Raw genomic sequence first — 25219 nt, 5'->3', positions numbered from 1 at the left:
TCAGTCATATACTTGAAATATAAAATATATTTCTTTACCTAACGCCAACAAAGCCGAAGTTATATCAAAAAAAAGCTATATTTCACTTTGCCCGCCGCGCATTTGTCCTGGATAATGCGCCGCGTTCATGTCCTCAAAATGGCGTAACGTCCTATGCTACATTTGTTTGCTGGCCTGGATTTACATACCGGGCTTTTATTATTGCTTGCTCTGGTTTTTGTACTGTTTTACGAAGCGATCAACGGCTTCCACGACACTGCAAACGCAGTAGCAACGGTTATCTACACTCGCGCAATGCGATCGCAGCTCGCGGTTGTTATGGCGGCGGTATTTAACTTTTTTGGTGTTCTTCTGGGTGGACTGAGCGTTGCATATGCGATCGTGCATATGTTGCCAACGGATCTGCTTCTCAACGTTAGTTCTGGCCATGGCCTCGCTATGGTGTTCTCAATGCTGCTTGCTGCAATTATCTGGAACCTCGGTACCTGGTATTTCGGCCTGCCTGCATCCAGTTCTCACACCCTCATCGGCGCGATTATCGGTATTGGGTTAACGAATGCCCTCATGACCGGTACCTCGGTTGTTGATGCGTTAAACATCCCGAAAGTGCTGGGAATTTTCGCCTCACTGATTGTCTCCCCTATCGTGGGTCTGGTGGTAGCAGGCGGATTGATTTTCATCCTGCGTCGTTACTGGAGCAATACGAAAAAACGCTCCCGTATTCACCTGACGCCGGCAGAGCGTGAGAAGAAAGACGGCAAGAAAAAGCCGCCATTCTGGACGCGGATTGCCCTGATCCTTTCCGCTATCGGCGTAGCCTTCTCTCACGGCGCGAACGACGGTCAGAAAGGCATTGGTCTGGTAATGCTGGTACTGATTGGCGTCGCACCGGCGGGATTCGTGGTCAACATGAACGCCTCCGGTTACGAAATCACCCGTACCCGTGATGCGGTGAACAACGTTGAAATCTATTTCCAGCAACACCCTGAGCTGCTGAAGAAGGCAACCGGCGTTGACCAGTTGATCCCTTCTCCTGAAGCAGGCGCTACCACTGCGCCGGGCGAATTCCACTGCCATCCGGCAAACGCGATTAACGCGCTGGAACGTGCCAAAGGCATGCTGGGTAATATCGAAAGCTACGACAAACTGTCCGTTGAGCAACGTGGTCAACTGCGTCGCATTATGCTGTGCATCTCTGATGTCACGGATAAAGTGGCGAAGCTGCCAGAAGTGAATGCTGACGACCAGCGTCTGCTGAAGAAACTGAAAGGCGATATGCTCAATACTATTGAGTACGCGCCAATCTGGATCATCATGGCTGTCGCACTGGCTCTCGGTATCGGTACGATGATTGGCTGGCGTCGTGTGGCGACCACCATCGGCGAGAAGATCGGTAAGAAAGGCATGACGTATGCGCAGGGTATGTCCGCGCAGATGACGGCGGCGGTTTCAATCGGTCTGGCGAGCTATACCGGTATGCCAGTTTCGACCACCCACGTACTCTCCTCTTCCGTGGCAGGGACCATGATTGTTGACGGCGGCGGTCTGCAACGCAAAACCGTGACCAACATTCTGATGGCCTGGGTATTTACCCTTCCGGCCTCTATCCTGCTGTCTGGTGGGTTGTACTGGATTTCGCTGAAGCTTATCTAATCGGCAGAACGCGATAAAAAAGCGGGTCAGGAAACTGACCCGCTTTTTTTATGCTCAGTGCCAAATCATCAAGGCAATCATGCTGACCACAACCAGACCACACAGGGCACTGGTTAAAATGAACTGACGGCGAAGACGCTCGCAACGGCGAATAAACTCTTCATCGTGGTGATCGCGATAGCGCTGGTAATAGATATACCCTACCAGACGCATCTGCTTGCTGGGCTGTCCGTGCGAGGTGAAGAACCCTCCACCGTCCACATACTGATAAAGCAACGGATCGCAACCACGAAGTACCACTAACAGCGCACGTAACGATGAGAAGTAGCGCGCCATATTCACTATGCAAACCACGCATAACGCCCAAAACAATGCGACGGTGCTAATCATACATCCTCCCCGGCGTACGCCCACGAAGCAAGGCCTCTGAGCTACCGCACTCCAGTGCCCTGACAGACAGTTCAGTGAAAGAATGAACAAAAGTCGATCCGGTTCGCGTTTTAATATCCGAACGGCTCATTAAATAGTGTAGGAGATCCGTTAATTTTTTTGCCACAAGGTTAATCGTTATCAACACCAAAGCTTGAAAAATATGTTTTACTGGGCCGTAATGAAAGCATCAGACGACGGCTTTTCCATTTAGTCATCGATAACTTAAGGAAGGAGTAACACTATGGCTTACAAACACATTCTCATCGCGGTAGACCTCTCTCCGGAGAGTAAAGTGCTGGTTGATAAAGCGGTATCCATGGCACGCCCTTACAACGCGAAAGTTTCTCTTATCCACGTTGATGTGAATTACTCCGACCTTTATACCGGTCTGATTGACGTCAATCTCGGTGATATGCAGAAACGCATCTCTGAAGAGACACACCACGCCCTGAGCGAACTGTCCACCAACGCGGGCTACCCTATCACCGAAACCTTAAGCGGCAGCGGCGATCTGGGTCAGGTGCTGGTTGATGCGATTAAGAAATACGATATGGACCTGGTCGTTTGTGGTCACCACCAGGACTTCTGGAGCAAACTGATGTCTTCAGCGCGTCAGCTGATTAACACCGTTCATGTGGATATGCTGATTGTTCCACTGCGTGACGAAGAAGACGAGTAAGTCTGCTTTCCCTCTCCCAAAGGGAGAGGGAACCGTTCGAGCCTCTTTCCAGCGCGGGTTGGGGTGACGGCATTAAACCGCACACCCTAACCTTCCTGTTCCGGCGTTCCCGAATAAATATCAAACCGGTGCCCTTTGGTGACCACCGCATTGGCCGTGGCCACGTCCGCCAGCGGCGGCGCATAGTCCGGACGTTTCACCACCACGCGCTTCGTGGCTAGCTGACGAGCAGGTGCCAGCAAACCATCCGCGTCTAAATCCGGCCCGACCAGCGACTGGAACACCCGCATCTCTTTCTTCACCAGCGCGCTTTTCTGCTTATGCGGGAACATCGGGTCGAGATAGACCACCTGCGGACGCGGAGTGATATCGGTCAGCGCCGTCAGGCTGGAGGCGTGAATCAACTGCAAGCGTGCCTGCAGCCACGGTCCAATCTCCGGGTCGGCATAGCCGCGCGTCAGCCCGTCGTCGAGCAGCGCGGCCACGACCGGATTGCGCTCCAGCATCCGCACGTGACACCCTATCGAGGCCAGGACAAACGCATCGCGCCCTAAACCCGCCGTGGCATCCACCACGTCAGGAAGATAGCTTCCTTTGACGCCAACCGCTTTGGCAACCGCTTCACCGCGACCGCCGCCGAACTTGCGCCGGTGCGCCATGGCGCCCCCCACAAAATCGACAAATATCCCGCCGAGCCTGGGTTCGTCACGCTTACGTAATTCCAGATGCGCCGGCGTCATCACCAGCGCCATCAGGTTTTCATCATCATGCTCCAGCCCCCAGCGGGCGGCCAGAACAGATAAGGCGCCGTCTCCGGCGCCTGTTTCATCGACTAAACAGATCTTCACGTAACGGTTAGCCTTTAATTCCGTAGTGCTCAAGCATCGCATCCAGCTGCGGCTCGCGGCCACGGAAGCGTTTGAACAGCACCATTGGCTCTTCAGAACCGCCGCGCGTCAGGATGTTATCAAGGAACGACTGGCCGGTTTCACGGTTGAAAATGCCCTCTTCTTCAAAGCGAGAGAACGCATCCGCCGCCAGCACGTCGGCCCACAGGTAGCTGTAATAGCCTGCCGCATAGCCGCCCGCGAAGATATGGCTGAACGCGTGCGGGAAGCGGCCCCAGGTTGGGCCAGGAATAACGGCGACCTGCTTTTTAATCTCGGCCAGCGTCTCGAGGATTTTCGCCCCCTGCTCCGGACTAAACTCGGCGTGCAGACGGAAGTCGAACAGGCCGAACTCCAGCTGACGCAGGATAAACATCGCCGCCTGGTAGTTTTTCGCCGCCAGCATTTTATCCAGCAGTTCTTTCGGCAGCGGCTCGCCGGTTTCGTAATGGCCGGAGATGAACGCCAGCGCGTCCGGCTCCCAGCACCAGTTTTCCATAAACTGGCTTGGCAGTTCGACCGCATCCCATGGCACACCGCTGATACCGGCAACGCCTGCGGTTTCGATACGGGTCAGCATATGGTGCAGGCCGTGGCCGAACTCGTGGAACAGGGTAATCACTTCGTCATGGGTAAACAGTGCAGGCTTGCCATTCACCGGACGGTTGAAGTTACAGGTCAGGTACGCCACCGGCTTCTGCAGGGAGCCGTCCGCTTTACGCATCTGCCCGACGCAATCATCCATCCATGCACCGCCGCGTTTGTTCTCGCGAGCGTACAGATCCAGGTAGAAGCTCCCGCGCAGCTCGTTCTTCTCGTCATACAGTTCGAAGAAGCGCACGTCCGGATGCCAGACGTCGATGTCGGTACGTTCTTTGGCGGTGATCCCGTAAATGCGTTTAACCACTTCAAAAAGACCGTTAACGGCTTTGTTTTCCGGGAAGTAAGGACGCAGCTGCTCATCGCTGATGCTGTAAAGGTGCTGTTTCTGTTTTTCACTGTACCAGGCGATATCCCACGGCTGCAGCTCATCGACACCGTATTCCGCTTTCGCGAAGGCGCGCAGCTGTGCCAGCTCTTTCTCGCCCTGCGGACGCGCACGTTTCGCCAGGTCAGTCAGGAAATCGAGGACCTGCTGTGGATTTTCCGCCATTTTGGTGGCGAGGGATTTGGAGGCGTAGCTCTCAAAGCCCAGCAGCTGTGCCAGCTCGTGACGCAGCGCGAGGATTTCAGCCATCACCGGGCTGTTATCCCACTTACCGGCATTCGGACCCTGATCGGAAGCGCGGGTGCTGTACGCACGGTACATCTCTTCGCGCAGCGCCTGATTGTCGCAGTAGGTCATGACCGGCAGGTAGCTCGGGATGTCCAGGGTTAAGAGGAAGCCTTCCTGCTCTTTCGCTTCGGCCTGCGCTTTCGCCGCCGCCAGCGCGCTTTCCGGCATACCGGCCAGCTCGGCTTCGTCGGTAATCAGCTTCGTCCAGCCCATGGTCGCGTCCAGCACGTTGTTGCTGTACTGGTTGCCCAGCTCAGACAGACGGGCCGCAATTTCACCGTAACGGGTCTGTTTCTCTTTCGGCAAACCAATGCCGGAGAGTTCGAAATCACGCAGAGCGTTATCGACCGATTTTTTCTGCGCGATGTTAAGTTCGGCATAGTGGTCGCCATCGCGCAGGTCGCGATAGGCTTTGTACAGCCCCTCGTGTTGACCAACCCAGGTGCTGTACTCAGAGAGCAACGGCAGGGTTTGTTCATACGCTTCACGGAGTTCCGGGCTGTTTTTCACTGAATTCAGATGGCTTACCGGGGAGAAGAGGCGTCCCAGCACGTCATCCACTTCGGCCAGCGGCTGACACAGATTTTCCCAGGTGTACGGCGCGCCCTGCGCCACCACGCTTTCTACCGCCGCACGGCAGTTGTCCAGCGCCTGTGTTACGGCTGGAACCACATGCTCAGGGAGGATTTTAGAAAACGGTGGCAACGAAAAAGGCGTCAGTAATGGATTGGTCATAAACGCTGTCCTGTTGAATAAGATGAATGAAGCGCGCATCCGGCGCTGTGCATATGCGATCTAGAATGGGGATAAGTGTAGAGGATTTCAATGCCAGACGTTGCGCTTTCGCGGCAGGATAAACTTTTCTGTATACTGTGGCGATACGCTCTATTTTTGCCCGATGGCGCTACGCTTATCAGGCCTACGTTTACTACCTGGAACACAATCATTCATGCTCAGTTATCGCCACAGCTTTCACGCAGGCAACCACGCCGACGTCCTTAAACACACCGTTCAGAGCCTGATCATTGAATCACTCAAAGAGAAAGATAAACCGTTTCTCTATCTGGACACCCACGCGGGCGCGGGACGTTATCAGCTGAGCGGCGAACATGCCGAACGCACCGGGGAATACCTGGAAGGGATCGCCCGCATCTGGCAGCAGGACGACCTGCCGGCAGAGCTGGAGCCCTACATTGGTGTGGTGAATCATTTTAACCGCAACGGCCAGCTGCGCTACTACCCTGGCTCGCCGTTGATTGCCCGCCAGCTGCTGCGCGAGCAGGACAGCCTTCAGCTGACCGAGCTGCACCCAAGCGACTTCCCGCTGCTGCGTTCTGAATTCCAGAAAGACAGCCGCGCCCGTGTGGAAAAGGCGGATGGCTACCAGCAGCTGAAGGCCAAACTGCCGCCGGTATCCCGTCGCGGTCTGGTGCTGATCGACCCGCCTTATGAGATCAAAACCGACTATCAGGCGGTAGTGAGCGGTATTAACGACGGCTACAAACGCTTTGCGACGGGCACCTATGCCCTGTGGTATCCGGTGGTGCTGCGTGCGCAAATTAAACGCATGATCAAAGACCTGGAAGCGACCGGTATCCGCAAAATTCTGCAAATTGAACTGGCCGTGCGCCCGGACAGCGATCAGCGCGGCATGACCGCTTCCGGCATGATTGTGATCAACCCGCCATGGAAGCTCGAAGCGCAAATGAACAACGTGCTGCCGTGGCTGCACAAGACGCTGGTTCCGGCCGGAACGGGCCATGCCACCGTCAGTTGGATCGTGCCGGAGTAATCGCAGTCATCGGTGGAAACTATTGATTTCAGGTATACAATCGCGGCAATTCACGATTAAGGATAAAAGCTATGACTAAGCATTATGACTACATCGCAATCGGCGGCGGCAGCGGCGGCATCGCCTCCATCAACCGCGCGGCCATGTATGGCCAGAAATGTGCGCTGATCGAAGCCAAAGCGCTGGGCGGCACCTGCGTCAACGTGGGTTGTGTACCGAAGAAAGTGATGTGGCATGCGGCCCAAATCCGTGAAGCAATCCATATGTATGGCCCGGATTACGGCTTTGACACCACCATCAATAACTTTGACTGGAACAAGTTGATCGCCAGCCGTACTGCCTATATCGACCGTATTCATACCTCGTACGACAATGTGCTGGGCAAGAACAACGTCGATGTTATTCATGGTTTTGCGCGCTTTGTTGATGCGAAGACGATCGACGTTAACGGTGAGACGATCACTGCCGATCACATCCTGATCGCGACCGGCGGGCGTCCAAGCCACCCGGATATTCCCGGTGTGGAATACGGTATCGACTCCGACGGTTTCTTCGAGCTGCCTGCTCTGCCAGAACGTGTTGCCGTGGTGGGCGCGGGATACATCGCCGTAGAACTGGCCGGTGTGATTAATGGTCTGGGCGCAGAAACGCACCTGTTCGTGCGTAAACACGCGCCGCTGCGCAACTTTGACCCGCTGATCGTCGATACGCTGGTCGAAGTGATGAATACCGAAGGCCCAACGCTGCACACCCACGCCGTGCCAAAAGCGGTCGTGAAAAATGCAGACGGTAGCCTGACGCTTGAGCTGGAAGATGGCCGTAGCCAGACCGTGGATTGCCTGATCTGGGCGATTGGTCGTGAACCGGCTAACGACAACTTCAACCTGGCGACGACGGGCGTTAAAACCGATGAGAAAGGGTATATCGTTGTCGATAAATTCCAGAACACCAGTGTTCCGGGCATTTACGCGGTGGGCGATAACACCGGTGCGGTCGAACTGACGCCGGTTGCGGTTGCCGCAGGCCGTCGCCTCTCTGAGCGTCTGTTTAACAACAAACCGGAAGAGCATCTGGACTACAGTAACATTCCGACCGTGGTCTTCAGCCACCCGCCAATCGGCACAGTGGGCTTAACAGAACCTCAGGCGCGCGAGCAGTATGGCGACGACCAGGTGAAAGTGTATAAATCCGCGTTCACCGCGATGTATACCGCCGTCACCTCTCACCGTCAGCCATGCCGCATGAAGCTGGTCTGCGTGGGTCCGGAAGAGAAGATTGTCGGTATCCACGGCATTGGCTTTGGCATGGACGAGATCCTGCAGGGCTTCGCCGTGGCGCTGAAAATGGGTGCCACCAAGAAAGACTTCGATAACACCGTTGCGATCCACCCGACAGCGGCCGAAGAATTTGTCACCATGCGTTAAGCAAAATGCCCCTCTGCGGAGGGGCGTTTGTTTCAGACATAAATCGTTGCACAACGAATGCTCTGAATTATTTGCCCCATAAATCTTTCTAAAAATCCCTTTTAGCCTTTATTTTTCAGGCAATTACTGTTTTAACTCCGCAAATATCTCGCGTTTAAAAACGTGATCAACCGCACATTTCCCTCAGCCAACACCGAAGCGAATGTCTACGCTTATAAGACGCCCGGAAAAAACTGTTATTTTGAACACACAACCGGAGGTCCTTATCGCCATGTTCAACCAGAAACTACAGGCTGCCGAGAACATCGAGTTCGAGATTGCAGAAGAGCTGCGCTACGAGACCGATCCCTGCGAGTTAAAACTGGATGAAATGATTGAGGCGGAGCCGGAACCCGAAATGATTGAGGGGCTACCCGCCTCTGATGCTCTGACGCCCGCCGATCGCTATCTGGAACTGTTCGAGCACGTGCAGTCGACACGGCTGTTTGCGGACAGCAAAACCTTCCCCGACTGTGCCCCGAAGATGGATCCTCTGGATATTCTGATCCGCTATCGCAAGGTCAGGCGCCACCGGGATTTCGACCTGCGTCGGTTCGTGGAGAACCACTTCTGGCTGCCAGAGACCTATACCACGGAATATGTCTCCGACCCCGGCCTGTCGCTAAAAGAGCACATTGACAGCCTGTGGCCCGTGCTAACGCGCGAGCCGCAGGACCACATCCCCTGGTCTTCTCTGCTGGCGCTGCCGCAGGCCTATATCGTGCCCGGCGGGCGTTTTAGTGAGACCTATTACTGGGATTCCTACTTCTCCATGCTGGGTCTGGCAGAGAGCGGACGTAACGATCTGCTGAAATGTATGGCGGATAACTTCGCGTGGTTGATTGAACGCTACGGCCATATCCCGAACGGTAACCGTACCTATTATCTCAGCCGCTCCCAGCCGCCGGTATTTGCCCTGATGGTGGAGCTGTTTGAAGAGGATGGTGTGCGCGGTGCAAAGCGCTACCTTGAACACCTCAAAATGGAGCACGCCTTCTGGATGGACGGGGCGGAATCGCTGCTGCTTAATCAGGCCTATCGCAGCGCGGTGCGTATGCCGGATGGCTCGCTGTTAAACCGCTACTGGGACGACCGTGACACGCCGCGCGATGAATCATGGATTGAGGATGTGGAAACCGCCCGTCACTCTGGCCGTCCGCCGAATGAGGTTTATCGCGATTTGCGCGCAGGTGCGGCCTCCGGCTGGGATTACTCCTCGCGCTGGCTGCGGGAGCCTGGCCGACTTGCCAGCATCCGCACCACGCAGTTTATCCCTATCGATTTGAACGCGTTCCTGTTCAAACTGGAAAGCGCGATCGCCAATATTTCGGCATCGAAAGGGGATAAAGAGACCGCGGAACTGTTCCGCCAGAAAGCCAGCGATCGCCGCGCCGCGGTGAACCGGTATCTGTGGGATGACGAGAATGGCTGTTACCGTGACTACGACTGGCGCCGCGAGGTCATGGCGCTGTTCTCAGCGGCGAGCATTGTGCCGCTGTACGTTGGCATGGCGACCCACGAGCAGGCTGAACGCTTGTCGGATGCGGTAAAAGCACGTCTGCTGACGCCGGGCGGGATTCTGGCCACCGAGTACGAAACCGGCGAGCAGTGGGATAAACCCAACGGCTGGGCGCCGCTGCAGTGGATGGCGATTCAGGGCTTCAAACAGTACGGCAATGACTCGCTGGGCGATGAGATTGCCTGGAGCTGGCTGCAGACGGTGAATCATTTCTATAAAGCCCACCATAAGCTGATTGAGAAATATCACATCGCCAGCAGTACGCCGCGCGAAGGGGGCGGGGGTGAGTACCCGCTGCAGGATGGCTTCGGCTGGACTAACGGCGTGGTACGGCGGTTGATTGGGTTGTATGGGGAGCCGTGACCTTCTGCGGTCTGATGCCCGTATCCACCCCTCTCCTGCCGGGAGAGGGAGAAGACAGGATTAACGAATCACTTCATAAATGGCGGTCTGGATGGACTGCCATTTTTTTGTGGTGGCATCCGGCTGTGACTGTGCCCGACGCGTCGCCATATTCAGATCATGCTGCTGGCGCTTCACCACGGCAGGCACGGTGCAAAACGCCTTCAGATACTGTTTACGCATTGACGTCAGGGACTCGCCATTCGACATGGCATGGCTGAGCGTGTTGATAAAGCGCCGGCACGGCTTCTGTTCCACCATGTTCTGTCGGTAGCGCAACATCAGTTCCAGAACGTCGTCATAGTCAGCCGACATCGCCTCTTCCGTCCAGGAGAGCTTCCAGTCCATCCCTCCCTGCAAAAACAGCAGTGCCACCCGGGTATCATTGCGGTTAATCGCCGAGCGGAAATTATTCTCGTCCCAGGTCACGCCCATGCGCGACAGCGTCTCGCGCGAGGACGGGGTTTCGCGCATCTCCTGAGGCTGGGCCGTTTCTGCAACGTTCCCGGCTGCTGGCTGGGGTTTACTGCTGGTTACCAGCCAGAAGCCGCCCGCCACAATGACAATCACCATCACGCCAACCGCCCCCCATAACGCGCCGGAAATAAGCTGCTCACGCTGTTCTGGCGTGCGCGGTGCGCGCTGGGTCGGTTTTTCAATCGTGTCACGAACCTCAAAGAGATCCCCGCCGGTCACGCGATCCATTTTCTGCGCCTTTTCCCAGAAAGCATGCAGCTCGCTGGCATCCACCGCCATCAGTCCGGCCGGGTTGACGCGGGTTCTCCCCTCTTCAAAAGCACGTTGAACCGGTCGGGTGATCTGCGTGTAGTAGTTATCCAGCAGCTGGATTTGCGCCGAACTTAACGCCTTCTGCACGGTAATATTGTTGCGGATTTGCCGAATATCATCGAGGAAGGTTTGCAGGGTTTTCCGCGGTTCCACCATCAGCGTGAGCATTGACGGATCGTTAAACAGCGAGGCGTAGTAGCGGCTGAACTCTTTTTTATCCACCAGCATCTGTGCCAGCTCACTGAACATCATGCCGCTCAGCACATCATTGATGTCACCAAGCTTCAGCCAGCGCCGCACGCGGTCCGCGTTAAACAGGGTTTTAAGATGGTTATTCAGCCGCACCTGATCGGGCCAGGCCTGCTGGATCAGCCCTTTTATCATCAACTCAATCGTACGTACCTGCTTGTGCGCCTGTTGTTGCTGGAGTTCACTGCCAGGTGCCACTTCGGTGCTGTAGGTCAGAAGAGGCTGCTGCAAACGAAGGTGCTCCAGGGTGGTCACAAACCGCATCGCGGCAATCAGCTGGTTTTCACTGACATCCTGACCGCTTTCGTACTGAGGAACACGCTGCTGAAGCAGACGCAATTGCAGCGTGAATTCGGACATCTCCGCGTCATTCAAATTGAGCGTCTTCGCAACCGCATTCCAGCCCCCCAGGCCTAAACGCGCGCTGTCCAGTTGTTCCAGAAACCAGCGTGGATCTTTTCCCTCAGAAACATGTACATTCAGGAGAAGTAAAATTTCAACCGAGGCCTGGCGAATAACCGCCAGACAGTGTTCGAACTGTTCGCGGATAGGGTGTGCTGTGCTGAGAGTCATTGTTTTCCTTAAGCGACAACGAAGACAACCAGAATGGGCCCGTAATGGCCGTTTTTCTTTTTATTTATACGAGGTTAACCATACCTGACTTTCTGTTGAAATAAAGTGACACCACGAAAATCATTTTAAATGTTTCAGGAGAATCTGAATGCCTGTCTTAACGACATCGCGTCTTATCTGTTCGCCGCTGCAAGACCTTGACTGGCCCTTTTTCCTGGCGTTACAGCACGACCCCGAGGTGATGCGTTTTGTCGCGGAAGATCGCCCCGTGGAGGCGATCCGCGAGGCGTTCGAATCTCGTCTGACGCCCTGGACGCCGGGCAGCGCGCACTGGCTTTGCCTCGTTGTGCGTGACGCCACCTCCGGCGTACCGCTCGGCGTCACCGGTTATATTCATCGCGATGACGATTGCGCGGAAGTGGGTTTTCTTTTTGCACCTGCGGCCCAGGGGAAAGGCTACGGCTTCGAATCGCTGCAGGCGCTGTGCGGTTACGCCTTTCATCAGGGCGGCATACGCCGCCTCACCGCCACCGTCACGGCGGGGAATATCGCCTCCAGACGCCTGCTGGAAAAAACGGGCTTTCGTCTGGAAGGTGAGTTACGCGAGAGTTATTACCTTGGCGGACAATGGCATAATGACTGGCTGTTCGGTTTATTGAAGCAGGAATATCTCAGCAATTATTCCTGACCTATAGCCATTTGGCGGATATTTCGCGTGTGTCGTTTCCTCTACAATATTGCCATTAAGAGGAAACGAATATGAAAGGTCATGCGCTGAAGATATCTTCTGCCGCCATTGCGTTAATAAAAAAACACCAGGGGCTTTCTCTGGAGAAATATCGTGATGAAAACGGTTTATGGGTTATTGGCTATGGCCATGTTATTCGCCAGGGCGAATGTTTTCAGCGTCTTATCACGCCGCTACAGGCTGAATATTTACTTTACGATGATATTCAGCTGTGCGAAACGCTGCTGCGGGAAAAATTTAAACGCCCGTTAACCCAACAGCAGCACGACGCGCTGGTGTTGATGATGCTCAGTTTCGGTGAGACGACCTCACTACCGACCGCAATTCTTCAGGCCGTCGCCCGGGTATAGTACATCGCGGCCTGGGTTCTGTTTTTCACCTCCAGGCGGCGGAAAAGCGCTTCCAGGTGCGCTTTCACCGTGGCGGCGCTGATGTTGAGATTGCGCCCGATCTCTTTGTTGGACTCCCCCGCCGCCAGTAACTTCAGGACTTCGCGCTGGCGTTCGCTTAAGGATAATAACGCCTGCGGCGCCGACGGTTGCCTCACCCACTCACCGGGGAAGCACACCATTCCTCGGGAGACCGAATCCAGCACCGCGGAAAAGCGCTCCGGGTGCGCATTGCGGGGAACAATGGCCATCACGTTTCGCTGCAGCAATTGTTCAACCCATCGGGCCTCTTTTTTAGCCAGAACCATTACCACGCGTATCGTCGGAAAACGCTGCATGATCGCTTCCAGCCAGGCGATCCCCTCATCCTCAATTAAATTCCCGTCAATCATGACGATAGCAGAGGGTGACGCTGAAATTTGCGCCCGTATATCTTCTGCCTGACAGCTTCCCGTAATATTTATTTCCGGAATTAATTTCTGAAGACTGTGTATCGCTCCGTGAATAAACAGGGACTGCCTGTCAAACATAATTACCCGCATCGTTTTTCTCCCTCTGAGAGTTGCGAAGGGAGATTCTACAGAGGCATTATTTAAGAAAAAACTCAATGAACGGAGACGTTACAAATCCACCAGTGTTATTTATATCTCCCAGTATCTGGACACATTCAATTTGAGGATTTCCTTAAGAGGTTCCCTCCCCTTAAGCGAAGGCATCACAGGAACATACCGCCTGACACTTCAATACGTTGCGCATTCATCCAGCCCAGTTTATCGCTGAGCAGCGCCGCAATGGCATCACCGATATCATCCGGCAGCCCTACGCGCCCGAGCGCCGTCTGTGATGCCAGCATCTGATTAAGCTGCGCGTTGTCACGCACGCGTCCGCCGCCAAAGTCGGTTTCTATCGCACCGGGAGCAATGATATTGACGGAGATACCGCGCGCGCCCAGCTCTTTCGCCTGGTAGCGGGTCAGCACTTCCATCGCCCCTTTCATTGCTGCATAGGTGCCGGAACCGGGTTGCGTAAAACGGGCCAGCCCGCTGGAGACGTTCAGGATCCGCCCACCGTCGTTCAGCAAGGGAAGCAAACGCTGCGTCAGGAAAAAAGGCCCTTTGAAATGGATATTCAGCGCCTCATCAAACTGGGCTTCCGTTGTCTCAGCATAGGGCGCGTACAAGCCCGTCCCGGCGTTGTTTAATAAATAATCAAAGGTTTCACGCTGCCATACGGTCTTAAGGATTTCCTGAAGCTGAGCGGCAAAAAGGTCGAAACTGGCAATATCTCCGACGTTGAGCTGCAATGCGGCCGCGTTAACGCCTTTTTGCTGAATTTCGCGCACAACATCCAGCGCGTCCTGTTGGCTTCGATTATAGGTCAGGATAATTCCCGTTCCGTCTGCTGCGAGCTTCAACGCCGCGTTTTTACCCAGACCACGGCTACCACCTGTGACTAATGCAATACGTTCAGACATAAGAAACCTCGTTTTGACTGTTGTGGAGATTGAGAAAGAGCTTATTAGGTGATAGAAGATCAATAAAGATGTCGCAGAGCGCTTCACTGTTTCAATTGCAACAACAATGAGCTTCGTCTATGGATAAAATTCACGCAATGCAGCTGTTTGTTCGTGTCGCGGAACTGGAGAGTTTTTCCCGGGCGGCGGAGTCACTGACGCTGCCGAAAGGCAGTGTTTCGCGGCAAATTCAGGCGCTGGAAAACCGACTGGGAACCCAGCTATTGCACCGAACCACGCGTCGCGTAAGCCTGACGCAGGACGGCATGGTGTATTACGAGCGGGCAAAAGATCTTCTGACAAACCTGGATGAACTGGACGGTATGTTCCAGCATGACCCCTCCACCATCAGCGGTCGGTTACGCGTGGATATGCCCGTCAGCGTTGCTCGAAATTTAGTCATCCCCAAACTGCCTGCTTTTCTGCAGCAATATCCGGGCATCGAGCTGGAACTTAGCAGCAGCGATCGCCTGGTGGATGTTATTCGTGAAGGGTTTGATTGTGTGGTACGCGTCGGCGCGCTCAAAGACTCGGGACTTATCGCCCGCCCGCTGGGCAAGCTGTCGGTGATTAACTGCGCCAGCCCGGATTATGTCACGCGTTTTGGCTATCCGGAAACGCTGGAAGATTTGGGTTCACACGCCGTCATTCACTACGCCGCCACGCTGGGAACACGTCCCCAGGGCTTTGAGTTTTATAACGGCACGTCGACGCAGTGGGTGAAGACGGGCGGGGTTTTGACCGTCAACAGCACAGAAACGTATCAGGCGGCCTGCATCGCCGGGCTGGGTATTATCCAGGTGCCGCGCGTTGGCGTGCGTGACGCTCTGCGCACCAGGAAGTTGATTGAAGTTCTCCCGCAGTACCGGGCAGAACCGATGCCGGTATCGCTGATTTATCCCCACCGGCGCAACCTCTCCCGTCGGGTACATCTGTTTATGGAGTGGCTGACTGCACTCACAAAAGCTTACGTGGATTAGTCGCAAGCTATAATTCAATAACATCCAGCCAAACGAAAAGGAAAAGTCGCGTGACGCCGGAAAACAACCCGCAACGACCTACCCAACATTTAGATTACGAACCCATCCAGAAGATGGAAACCGGGCCTGAAGAAGTAAAAATGCCAGGCACCGCCAGCAAAGCGCTGGGGACTGTCACCAGCCTGGCAGAGCGGATACAGCAGTTCCCCATGATTGCGCACCTGATACGCGCAACAGAGCGGTTTAATGACCGCATGGGTAACCAGTTTGGGGCTGCCATCACCTATTTCTCTTTTTTATCGATGATCCCGATCCTGATGGTGTCCTTTGCCGCAGCCGGTTTTGTGCTCGCGTCACACCCAACGCTGCTGCAGGATATCTTCAATAAAATCCTGAATAACGTCAGTGATCCGACCCTCGCCACCACGCTCAAAAACACCATTAATACCGCCGTACAGCAACGTACGACGGTCGGTATCGTCGGTCTGTTGATTGCCCTTTACTCCGGAATTAACTGGATGGGCAACCTCCGCGAGGCCATTCGTGCCCAGTCGCGCGAGGTGTGGGAGCGTAAGCCTCAGGACCAGGAGAAAATCTGGGTTAAGTATCTTCGCGACTTTGTTTCGCTGATTGGCCTGCTCGTCGCGCTGATTGTGACGCTCTCCATCACCTCCGTCGCCGGTTCGGCGCAGCAGATGATTATCTCTGCGCTCTATCTGGATTACATCGAGTGGCTGAAGCCCGCGTGGCGCGGCATTGGACTGGCTATTTCCATCTTCGCCAACTATCTGCTGTTCTTCTGGATCTTCTGGCGCTTACCCCGCCATCGTCCGCGTAAGAAGGCGCTGATCCGCGGCACATTGATTGCGGCGATAGGCTTTGAAGTGATCAAAATTGTGATGACTTACACTCTGCCATCGCTGGTGAAATCCCCTTCTGGCGCGGCGTTTGGCTCGGTGCTGGGGCTGATGGCGTTCTTCTACTTCTTCGCCCGCCTGACCTTGTTCTGCGCGGCATGGATTGCCACCGCCGAGTACAAAGACGACCCGCGCATGCCGGGTAAAACACACCGATAACGTCTCTCCCGGGCTGAAACTTCAGCCCGCTTCATCATTTCAGCATATAAATCCAGTCCGTAACTTTTATTTAACCAAAAACCAGTTTTATCAGCTGATATTTGAAAACTGTGAAGCATTTCATAGAAGTGTTTTGTCTGGCCTGAACATTATCCGCTTTTTGTTGCTTTTATAACCAGCGCGCGGCTTTGTTACAGATTGAAATGTCGCTTTTGCTGTGCGTAATATGGCCTTTCGTCCGACTAAAAATAAGAAAATATTATGCAAGCAACAGCCACAACACTCGACTCCGGTGCGGAAACCGCGCCGGTTAACTCGCGAAACAAAGTTGTCGTCGCCTCGCTGATTGGCACCGCCATTGAGTTCTTCGACTTTTACATTTATGCCACCGCAGCGGTCATTGTCTTCCCGCATATTTTCTTCCCGCAGGGTGACCCGACGGCAGCCACGCTGCAGTCTCTGGCTACCTTTGCGATCGCGTTTGTTGCGCGTCCGATTGGCTCTGCCCTGTTTGGACACTTTGGCGATCGCATCGGCCGTAAGGTCACGCTGGTAGCCTCGCTGCTGACGATGGGGATCTCCACCGTCGCTATCGGCTTGCTGCCTACCTACGAAACCATTGGTATTCTGGCCCCGATGCTGCTGGCGCTGGCGCGTTTTGGTCAGGGTCTGGGGCTGGGCGGTGAATGGGGTGGTGCGGCGCTGCTGGCCACGGAGAACGCACCGGCACGCAAACGCGCGCTGTACGGTTCATTCCCGCAGCTTGGTGCACCGATTGGCTTCTTCTTTGCGAACGGGACTTTCCTGCTGCTCTCCTGGCTGCTGACGGACGAACAGTTCATGAGCTGGGGCTGGCGTATTCCGTTCGTCTTCTCCGCCGTGCTGGTGCTGATTGGCCTGTATGTCCGCGTGTCACTTCACGAAACGCCGGTTTTCGCTAAAGTTGCCGCCGCGAAAAAACAGGTAAAAGTGCCGCTGGGTACGCTGCTGACTAAACACGTCCGCGTGACGGTACTGGGCACGTTTATCATGCTCGCGACCTACACGCTGTTCTATATCATGACGGTCTACTCAATGACGTTCAGCACCGCCGCCGCGCCGGTTGGGCTCGGCCTGCCGCGTAACGAAGTGCTGTGGATGTTGATGATGGCGGTCATTGGGTTTGGCGTCATGGTGCCGATTGCCGGCCTGCTGGCGGATAAGTTTGGTCGTCGCTCAAGCATGATTGTTATCACCACGCTGATCATTCTGTTTGCCCTGTTCGTCTTCCCGCCGCTGCTGGGTTCAGGTAGCCCTGCGCTGGTCATGGCGTACCTGCTCATTGGTCTGAGCCTGATGGGCCTGACCTTCGGCCCGATGGGCGCGCTGCTGCCAGAGCTGTTCCCAACGGAAGTGCGTTATACCGGTGCGTCGTTCTCCTATAACGTTGCCTCTATTCTGGGTGCGTCCGTTGCGCCTTATATCGCCACCTGGCTGCAGGCAAATTATGGCCTGTTCTACGTGGGCGTTTACCTGGCCGCCATGGCAGCACTGACGCTGATTGCCCTGCTGCTGACCCACGAGACGAAGCACCAGTCTCTGTAATTCACCGCGGCCTGATACCCTCTCCCCCAGGGAGAGGGTAAAGGTCCCGAAAGCCGCACGTTATTTTTTCATCTGCGACAAAATGTTCCGGCACTGGTTCGCATCCCCTTCTGACGGCGAAATTAACGCCAACAGCGCCGCCGCTGGCGTAACCAGCGTCGCGAGTGCTGCCGCCACCGCGCCGCGCGCAATCAGCGGACCGGGTTTCACACCCGCCTGAGGATTTTTAAAGGTCCCACGCACGTAGAGCGGCGAACGCAGGGTGATGATACGAATCCCCTTACTTTCCGGATCGATGGTTAAATCAAGCTGCTCGGAGGCCATACTGGCGGTGCCGGTCACGTTGATGACCGCGTTCTCCGTATCGAAGGCAAAAATCTGCGGGCGCGCCACGCCGTTGACCAGATCCAGGTTGGCCGCCGCACAGTTCACCCGCACCTCATCATCACCGAAGATTTGCCCGATGACGTAGTTCCCGACGTTCAGCCCCAGGATCTCCATCAGGTTACGGCTCACCAGCCCGTCATTCATCAGAAGCTTCAGGTTACCGTTACTGCTCCCGAGCAGTGCAGCCACAGAATTCCCCACGCCGCGGATATCGGCATCGCCGTTCATTTCACCCAGGGTTTTCTGCATCAATTCCACGTTCGGCATCAGCTCTTTCAGTTTGAGCCGGCGGGCCTTGATATCGGCACGCCCCTGCATCGGCTTTTTATCGCCTTCGAGGTGAATGTTCGATGAGAGGGTCCCACCCGCCATACCAAACTTCAGCGGCTGCAGGCGTAAATCGGCATTTTTAAGCAGGATATGGGTCGAAAGATTGCTGATCGGCAGCGTACTGCCATGTTCGATTTTGCCCCCTTTAAAGCGAACATCCGCATCCATTACGTCCCACTTATCGGTTTCAAAGCGATCATAAGGCAGGACTTTCCCCGCCGGCTGGCGATCTTTCTTCACCTCTTTTGATTTCGTGCCTTTACCGGAATCAATCCCGATCAGCGGCCCCAAATCGGCCAGCCGCAGCTGGCGAGACTCCACATCGCCTTCCAGTTTCGGACGCGGTTTTCCGGTGGTGTAGGTCAACGAGCCATGGATATCGCTGTCGCCAATACGGCCATTGAAATCGCGATAATCAAATACCGACGATTTTTCCGTGTCGATTTTTGCCACCAGATGCCCGTCCGTCTCAAACGGTGGCGTATCTGGCAGCAGGACGCCAGTGAGTTCATACAGTTCACCCAGCGAATCACCGGCAAATTTCAGCCGCAGATCAACGCCCCCCATGTTCATAGGGTCGTTGACGGTCCCGGTGAAGGCCACCCGCGTGTTCCCGGAGCGGAAATCCGCCTGCACAGGAAACGGCGTCGAGTCGCTTCGAAGCGCCAGCATGCCGCCAATTTTACCGGTGCCGGTCAGGGGCTGCCCTTTGTAGCGCCCTTTGGCCTTCAGGCCGAAAACATAATCCCCGGCTTTGGCATTATCGCCCTTCGCTTTTGCGCCGGTCACTTCGCTAAACGGCAGCGGTTTGCCCAACGGATCGACCAGGATCTCGATATCAGCTTTGCTGACCTTGTCGTCGATGGCGATCCGCCCGCGATCGAAGAGAATATTGTCGAGACGGAATGACCATGATGAGGGTTGCGCATTGGGATCTTTTTCGTCGCTGCTGGCGAGATCAAACGTCCAGTTGTTGTTCTTTTCGGAAAGGCGGATCAGACGCGCATCGGGCTGCTGAAGCTTGATCCACGGCAGGTAAACCGTTTTGGTCAGTAGCGCTAACGGGGCCAGCGTGGCTTCAACGCGGGGCAAATGCACCATTGTCACGTCAGGAATATCCGGCGGGTTGCCGAGAATGATGTCGTCGGCGTGGACATGCGGCCAGGGGATCCAGCTTCGCCAGCCGGTCTCCTCTTTCTGGCGTTCCCACACCACCCCGAGATCGCCGCGTATGGCGAAGGGGCGATTGAGTTCGGTGGAGACTTTCTGGTTGATGGTCGGCTTAAGGCGGTTCCAGTCAAACGTCGCGATAATGACGACGGCGACCACGATCAACAACAATAAAATCCCTGCTGTCCAGGAGATTACCCTGGTTGTTTTTGTCATTGTTATCCCCTTTCCTGATGACCTTACCTGTAAAACTATAGTTCAGACAAAGGGAAGCGGGCAGATCAGAGGATCGTTATCACGGAATCGAGGGTATCCATTGGGACCGGACGAGAGAGGAAATAGCCTTGTGCCGCTGCCGCGGGAGAATTTTGCACATCACGCCACTCTTCCAGCGTTTCCACGCCTTCCACTATCACGCCCTGGCAGTAGCGGTTCATCAGCTGTAATAACAGCGTAAACAGATTCCGCCCTTCCGGGGTCTGGCGCAGCATAATGAACAGGTCGCGGGCCACTTTAATGTAGTCGTAACGCACTTCGCTGAGGGCAGAGAAGTTCGCCATCCCGGTGCCAAAGTCATCCAGCCACAGCGGGCCGAATTCGCACATTGAGGCAAATGATGAGTCCTGTGGCAGACGAACATGCTCCACCAGCTCAAAGCGCATCCACGGTAAGGAGGCGATCAGCTCCTGTAATTTCGCGTTCTGGCGCAGCGCCAGCAGGGTGGGTCCATCGACGTTGACCGAGGCGAGGATGGCGTGCTGTTCGAAAAAGGCCTGTTTGGTTGCCAGCATACGGAGCTGTTCTTCCAGCACATCCAGGCGCTGGCGCACAGCAACTTCGGCAAAATAGCGGTCCGGTGCGATACGCTGTGAGGGGTTTGACGGGTGCGTCACGACGGTCAAAATTTCAATAGCCATCAGTCGACCGTCCGTTCGGTAGATCGGCTGATAGGTGTACGCACGCTCACATTGCAGCCAGTAGCGATGCTCCTGCAAGTTCTCAATACTTGCCTCAGGCGTAGTGCTCAGCCGCTGGATAACCTGCTCTGACTTCATTTCAGATGTCCTGTTGTTGGATGGCCTTTCTGGACTCGTCAAAGGGTTATCGGCCCGGCAATTGAGAACTTTATGTTCAATTCACCGGGAAAATGAAATTAAGCGGGCAGAAATTAACAGGAACACGCGCTGGCTCAAATAAAATAATGGAACGTCGTTTTAATATAGTTGACCGCATAATTCACTCAGCGCACACTACCGAAAATTACTCTGTTCAGGTTCACGACTATGACCAAGAAAATTGCCGTGATTGGCGAATGCATGATTGAGCTGTCACAAAAAGGCGCGGAAGTCAGCCGCGGTTTTGGTGGCGATACGTTAAACACCTCCGTTTATATTGCCCGTCAGGTTGCCCCTGAGGCCCTTACCGTGAACTACGTCACCGCCCTGGGGACGGACAGTTTCAGCCAGCAAATGCTGGAAGCCTGGCAGAGTGAGCAGGTGGACACCTCGCTGATACAGCGTATGGAAAACCGCCTGCCGGGGCTTTACTACATTGAAACCGACGATACCGGCGAGCGGACCTTCTACTACTGGCGTAACGAAGCCGCGGCCAAATTCTGGCTGGAGAGCGACGATGCGGCTGCCATCTGCGAAGCGTTAGCCACCTTTGATTATCTTTATCTGAGCGGGATTAGCCTGGCTATTTTAAGCTCAGCCAGCCGTGAAAAGCTGCTGTCGTTACTGCGTGAATGCCGCGCCAATGGCGGCAAGGTTATTTTCGATAATAACTACCGTCCGCGCCTGTGGGCCAGCCGTGAAGAGACGCAGCAGGTTTATCAGCAGATACTGCAATGCACCGATATCGCCTTCCTGACGCTCGATGATGAAGATGCGCTGTGGGGTGAGAAACCCGTTGATGAGGTGATTGCGCGTACGCAGGCCGCCGGCGTAAGTGAAGTGGTGATTAAGCGCGGGGCTGATTCGTGTCTGGTCGCCATCGAAGGTGAAGCCGTCATCGACGTCCCTGCTGTGACGTTGCCGAAAGAGAAAGTGATTGATACGACGGCGGCGGGTGATTCATTCAGTGCGGGCTATCTGGCGGTGCGTTTGACGGGCGGGACGCCAGAAGCGGCGGCCCAGCGTGGACACCTGACGGCGAGCACCGTGATCCAGTATCGCGGGGCAATTATTCCGCGTGAAGCAATGCCACAGTAAAAAAACCCTCTCCGACAGGGAGAGGGTTTTGAATGAGGGGCATTACTGCCCCTGCGGGATATCCGTTGCGTCCTGATGCAAATCATCTGCCGTAGCAGCCTGCGATGGCTGCGGCGTGGAGGCCATAATGGTATTCCAGGTCGACTGAAGTTCCTTCATGTCATATTCCGGCTCGCCTTTCGGCTGCAGAAGAATCAACGCCATTTCCTGCGACAGCTGCTGACGTAAGTCCTGATTCAACATATCGACGGTCAACCCCTCCAGGAAGTCCTGACGAAGCTTCTGGTACTGCTCCGGCGCGATATCCACCACCTGATTCTGCAGTGAGCGAATACGCTGGCTGATCAGAATGTCGGTATCGGCGCGGGCATACGTTGCAAACAGCTTCTGCAGCTCAAGTTTTTTCTGCGCGACCAGTGCATTGAACTCTTCTTCCGACAGGCCCTCTTTGCGCACTTTTGCCAGCTCTTTTGCCACCACGCCCAGATTCGCATTCAGCTTATCGCCCGGCGATTCAACGTTAATGGCACACTGTGCACGCTGGAACAGCACGCGGCAGTCAAAGCCGAGACCGATATTCTTCACGTTATTCTTGCTGAGCGTCTGCTGAACGTGCCAGAACAGCGCTTCACGTGCCAGATCGGCACGCCAGTAGCGCAGCAGCGCCGCTGACTCACGGATTGGCTGCCAGGCGTTATCCCACATGACGGAGAGGCGGTCCTGACGAACGGTATCCGTCATAATGCTGACAGGCTCTGCGCGCAGCGGAGAGAGCGTTGAGACAGGGGCCGGTGTTTCGCGTTTGCCTTTCAGTTCGCCAAACGCTTTGTTGATCTGCTCCACCACCGCACGGCTGTCCACATTCCCCACCACGATAAGCGTCATCGCGTCCGGGGTGTACCATTTCTGGTAGAACGATTTTACCTGCTCAGCGTCCACCGGCTGTTTCAGCGGCTCGGCCGGGTCATGCCCAAGCAGCGTTGAACCCTTCAGGCGGTAACGCCACCAGCCCTCTTTGGTGTCCACAGGCCAGGTGGCAACCATGTCACTGTTGCTCAGCGCATAGTTAACAGTTTCCGGCGTAATCGCCAGATTGCCCGACGCATCGGCGAGATACGTAAGGGCTTCTTTGAGCAGGTCGTTACGGTTATTTGGCAGGCTCAGGTTGAACATGGTGTAGTCATACGAGACCACAGCCGGAGGAAGCGGGCGTTTCGGATCAATGGCCTGTTGCCAGAGCGAACGCACCTGAACTGCTTGCAAACTGCCGCTCTGCGTGAGCGCCAGTCGGGGAATAAAATGGCTAAAACCGGTTTGCTGAGTGCTTTCCGTGAGGGAGCCGGTATTGACAGACAGACGGATTTCAACACGGTCACTTGGACGTTGTGGGGTGGCTAAAACCTGCCACTGAAAACCGTTCGCTAGTGTCCCTTGTTGCCAGGCCGGGTCTGGCTGGAGCGCATCTGCCTGCACATAACTGGCTGCTGCCATCATCAGCAAACCGCCGGTTAAGAGTCGAATTTTTGTGCCCTGCATGTGAACCCCTGATCAACATTCCTGGTTAAAGAGAGTGTCTCGCGACGCGTTTCACTCTAAAAGATGACGATGAAAACACGTCGATTAGACCGCGTGTTCTACAAAACGTCACGGTCAGAAGTGAAATATACCCAAAAAAAATCTTGTCGAATTATGACAGGTACGAACAGTTATTATGCGCAGGAGCCCGCATCCCGACAAGGGAATGCGGGCATTTGTGACAATATTAAGAGGATAAACCAGGAGTTTTGCTGTCTGACTGGCGATTATTTAACGTATCGTCGAGCTTTTTGTGATCCAGCTCTTTCACCCATTTTGCCACGACTACCGTTGCCACACCGTTACCTACGAGGTTGGTTAAGGCACGGGCTTCAGACATAAAGCGGTCAATACCGAGAATCAGCGCCAGCCCCGCCACCGGCAGGTGTCCGACCGCGGAAATGGTGGCCGCCAGCACGATAAAGCCACTGCCAGTAACACCTGCGGCCCCTTTAGACGAGAGCAGGAGCACCACCAGCAGGGTAACCTGATGGAAAATGTCCATATGGCTGTTGGTCGCCTGAGCGATAAACACGGCCGCCATTGTCAGGTATATCGAGGTGCCATCAAGGTTGAAGGAGTAGCCCGTCGGAATGACCAGCCCCACCACCGATTTACGGCAGCCCAGCTTTTCCATCTTATCGAGCATGCGCGGCAGGGCCGATTCTGATGAAGAGGTCCCCAGAACAATCAGCAGCTCTTCGCGGATATAACGGATAAATTTGAAAATGCTGAACCCTGCCGCGCGGGCGATTGAGCCCAGCACCACCACCACGAACAGAATACAGGTGATATAGAAGCAGATGATGAGCTGGCCCAGCTGCACCAGGGTACCCACGCCGTACTTACCGATGGTGAATGCCATCGCACCGAAGGCCCCAATAGGCGCCAGGCGCATGATCATATTGATGATGCCAAAGATGACCTGCGAGAAGCTTTCGATGACGTTAAAGATCAGCTGGCCTTTGTTGCCCAGACGGTGCAGGGCAAAGCCAAACATGACGGCAAACAGCAGCACCTGCAGAATGTTGCCGCTGGCAAATGCACCAATGACGCTGCCTGGGATAACGTCCAGCAGGAAGGCCACTACCCCCTGGTCTTTCGCCTGATCGGCATACACCGCGACCGCTTTGGCATCCAGCGTCGACGGGTCAACGTTCATCCCCGCGCCGGGCTGCACCACGTTCACGATGATAAGACCAATAATCAGCGCAAGGGTACTGACCACTTCGAAATAGAGAAGCGCCACTGCACCGGTACGGCCTACCGCCTTCATGCTTTCCATGCCAGCGATGCCCGTCACGACGGTACAGAAGATCACCGGGGCGATGACCATTTTGATGAGCTTAACGAATGCGTCGCCAAGCGGTTTCATTTGTGCGCCAAGTTCAGGGTAATAGTGACCAAGCAAAATACCGATTGCGATGGCTGTCAGGACCTGAAAATAGAGACTTTTGAAGAGTGAGGTTTTCATAGGGTGTCCTTGGGAAGAAAAACCACAGGCTTTGTAAGGTTATGGTTAACCTGCGGCTCTAAAATA

Annotated in this window: 21 protein-coding genes; 11 read left to right on the top strand and 10 right to left on the bottom strand. The window is 55.0% G+C overall.

The genetic code is table 11. The features are described from left to right. Positions 1 to 153 precede the first annotated feature (153 nt). The gene (gene pitA / locus QE396_RS18165) at positions 154 to 1653 is read left to right on the top strand and encodes an inorganic phosphate transporter PitA (RefSeq protein WP_014172068.1); all 1500 of its coding nucleotides are present in this window, start codon (positions 154 to 156) and stop codon (positions 1651 to 1653) included. A 54-nt stretch (positions 1654 to 1707) separates the two neighbouring features. Here pitA and uspB read toward each other — a convergent pair whose 3' ends face one another. Beyond that, positions 1708 to 2043 (bottom strand): universal stress protein UspB, encoded by a 336-nt coding sequence (gene uspB, locus QE396_RS18160; protein WP_003861224.1) that lies wholly within the window; start codon positions 2041 to 2043, stop codon positions 1708 to 1710. Positions 2044 to 2326: 283 nt separating this feature from the next. On the opposite strand from uspB, the gene uspA reads away from it, so the two are divergent. Beyond that, the gene (uspA, locus tag QE396_RS18155; RefSeq protein ID WP_003861223.1) at positions 2327 to 2764 is read left to right on the top strand and encodes a universal stress protein UspA; all 438 of its coding nucleotides are present in this window, start codon (positions 2327 to 2329) and stop codon (positions 2762 to 2764) included. Positions 2765 to 2850: 86 nt separating this feature from the next. Here the strand turns inward: uspA and rsmJ are convergent, their stop codons facing one another. Beyond that, entirely contained in the window at positions 2851 to 3612 is a 762-nt protein-coding gene (rsmJ, locus tag QE396_RS18150) for a 16S rRNA (guanine(1516)-N(2))-methyltransferase RsmJ (RefSeq protein WP_032670491.1), read from the bottom strand. Positions 3613 to 3619: 7 nt separating this feature from the next. Beyond that, entirely contained in the window at positions 3620 to 5662 is a 2043-nt protein-coding gene (gene prlC, locus QE396_RS18145; protein ID WP_047366232.1) for an oligopeptidase A, read from the bottom strand. Between the two features lie 214 nt (positions 5663 to 5876). Here prlC and QE396_RS18140 point away from each other — a divergent pair, with 214 nt between their 5' ends. The 3 genes from QE396_RS18140 (at position 5877) to QE396_RS18130 (ending at position 10064) form a co-directional block, all read left to right on the top strand. Beyond that, positions 5877 to 6719, top strand: a complete 843-nt coding sequence (locus tag QE396_RS18140; RefSeq protein ID WP_020884500.1) for a 23S rRNA (adenine(2030)-N(6))-methyltransferase RlmJ — start codon at positions 5877 to 5879, stop codon at positions 6717 to 6719. A 71-nt stretch (positions 6720 to 6790) separates the two neighbouring features. After that, the gene (gene gorA, locus QE396_RS18135) at positions 6791 to 8143 is read left to right on the top strand and encodes a glutathione-disulfide reductase (protein ID WP_020884499.1); all 1353 of its coding nucleotides are present in this window, start codon (positions 6791 to 6793) and stop codon (positions 8141 to 8143) included. A 271-nt stretch (positions 8144 to 8414) separates the two neighbouring features. After that, complete coding sequence (locus QE396_RS18130) at positions 8415 to 10064, top strand: alpha,alpha-trehalase (RefSeq protein ID WP_020884498.1); 1650 nt, start codon at positions 8415 to 8417, stop codon at positions 10062 to 10064. A 60-nt stretch (positions 10065 to 10124) separates the two neighbouring features. Here QE396_RS18130 and QE396_RS18125 read toward each other — a convergent pair whose 3' ends face one another. Continuing rightward, positions 10125 to 11714, bottom strand: coding sequence for an STY4199 family HEPN domain-containing protein (locus QE396_RS18125; RefSeq protein WP_020884497.1), 1590 nt, complete (start codon positions 11712 to 11714; stop codon positions 10125 to 10127). A gap of 148 nt (positions 11715 to 11862) precedes the next feature. Between QE396_RS18125 and QE396_RS18120 the strand changes: the two genes are divergently transcribed. Together QE396_RS18120 and QE396_RS18115 are read left to right on the top strand one after the other, a co-directional pair. After that, positions 11863 to 12402, top strand: coding sequence for a GNAT family N-acetyltransferase (locus tag QE396_RS18120; protein ID WP_020884496.1), 540 nt, complete (start codon positions 11863 to 11865; stop codon positions 12400 to 12402). A 71-nt stretch (positions 12403 to 12473) separates the two neighbouring features. Beyond that, positions 12474 to 12812, top strand: coding sequence for a lysozyme (locus QE396_RS18115; RefSeq protein WP_020884495.1), 339 nt, complete (start codon positions 12474 to 12476; stop codon positions 12810 to 12812). On the opposite strand, the gene QE396_RS18110 is transcribed toward QE396_RS18115, so the two are convergent. After that, positions 12791 to 13393 carry a response regulator transcription factor gene (locus QE396_RS18110; protein ID WP_020884494.1) on the bottom strand — a complete coding sequence of 201 codons (603 nt, stop codon included), beginning with the start codon at positions 13391 to 13393 and terminating at the stop codon, positions 12791 to 12793. The two genes, QE396_RS18115 and QE396_RS18110, sit on opposite strands and share 22 nt — an antisense overlap. A gap of 173 nt (positions 13394 to 13566) precedes the next feature. After that, entirely contained in the window at positions 13567 to 14325 is a 759-nt protein-coding gene (locus QE396_RS18105) for an SDR family NAD(P)-dependent oxidoreductase (protein ID WP_020884493.1), read from the bottom strand. A gap of 119 nt (positions 14326 to 14444) precedes the next feature. On the opposite strand from QE396_RS18105, the gene QE396_RS18100 reads away from it, so the two are divergent. From QE396_RS18100 to QE396_RS18090, 3 genes are all read left to right on the top strand, one after another. After that, a complete protein-coding gene (locus tag QE396_RS18100) occupies positions 14445 to 15344 on the top strand; it encodes a LysR family transcriptional regulator (RefSeq protein WP_014172080.1) in 900 nt (299 codons plus the stop codon). A gap of 50 nt (positions 15345 to 15394) precedes the next feature. Continuing rightward, positions 15395 to 16420: an inner membrane protein YhjD gene (yhjD, locus tag QE396_RS18095; RefSeq protein WP_020884492.1), complete on the top strand. Its 1026-nt coding sequence runs from the start codon at positions 15395 to 15397 to the stop codon at positions 16418 to 16420. Positions 16421 to 16681: 261 nt separating this feature from the next. Continuing rightward, the gene (locus tag QE396_RS18090; protein WP_014172082.1) at positions 16682 to 18004 is read left to right on the top strand and encodes an MFS transporter; all 1323 of its coding nucleotides are present in this window, start codon (positions 16682 to 16684) and stop codon (positions 18002 to 18004) included. Positions 18005 to 18064: 60 nt separating this feature from the next. Here QE396_RS18090 and QE396_RS18085 read toward each other — a convergent pair whose 3' ends face one another. Then, positions 18065 to 20107 carry an AsmA family protein gene (locus QE396_RS18085; protein WP_020884491.1) on the bottom strand — a complete coding sequence of 681 codons (2043 nt, stop codon included), beginning with the start codon at positions 20105 to 20107 and terminating at the stop codon, positions 18065 to 18067. A gap of 65 nt (positions 20108 to 20172) precedes the next feature. After that, a complete protein-coding gene (gene pdeH / locus QE396_RS18080) occupies positions 20173 to 20946 on the bottom strand; it encodes a cyclic-guanylate-specific phosphodiesterase (protein ID WP_020884490.1) in 774 nt (257 codons plus the stop codon). A gap of 228 nt (positions 20947 to 21174) precedes the next feature. On the opposite strand from pdeH, the gene QE396_RS18075 reads away from it, so the two are divergent. Further along, a complete protein-coding gene (locus QE396_RS18075; RefSeq protein WP_020884489.1) occupies positions 21175 to 22104 on the top strand; it encodes a sugar kinase in 930 nt (309 codons plus the stop codon). A gap of 42 nt (positions 22105 to 22146) precedes the next feature. On the opposite strand, the gene QE396_RS18070 is transcribed toward QE396_RS18075, so the two are convergent. Together QE396_RS18070 and QE396_RS18065 are read right to left on the bottom strand one after the other, a co-directional pair. Next, the gene (locus QE396_RS18070; RefSeq protein ID WP_020884488.1) at positions 22147 to 23640 is read right to left on the bottom strand and encodes a pitrilysin family protein; all 1494 of its coding nucleotides are present in this window, start codon (positions 23638 to 23640) and stop codon (positions 22147 to 22149) included. Between the two features lie 226 nt (positions 23641 to 23866). Next, the gene (locus tag QE396_RS18065) at positions 23867 to 25153 is read right to left on the bottom strand and encodes a dicarboxylate/amino acid:cation symporter (protein WP_014172087.1); all 1287 of its coding nucleotides are present in this window, start codon (positions 25151 to 25153) and stop codon (positions 23867 to 23869) included. Positions 25154 to 25219 lie beyond the last annotated feature (66 nt).

The sequence above is a fragment of the Enterobacter sp. SORGH_AS_0287 genome (assembly GCF_031453695.1).
Lineage (GTDB): Bacteria > Pseudomonadota > Gammaproteobacteria > Enterobacterales > Enterobacteriaceae > Enterobacter > Enterobacter ludwigii.
This window is presented reverse-complemented; position numbering and strand designations above follow the sequence as displayed.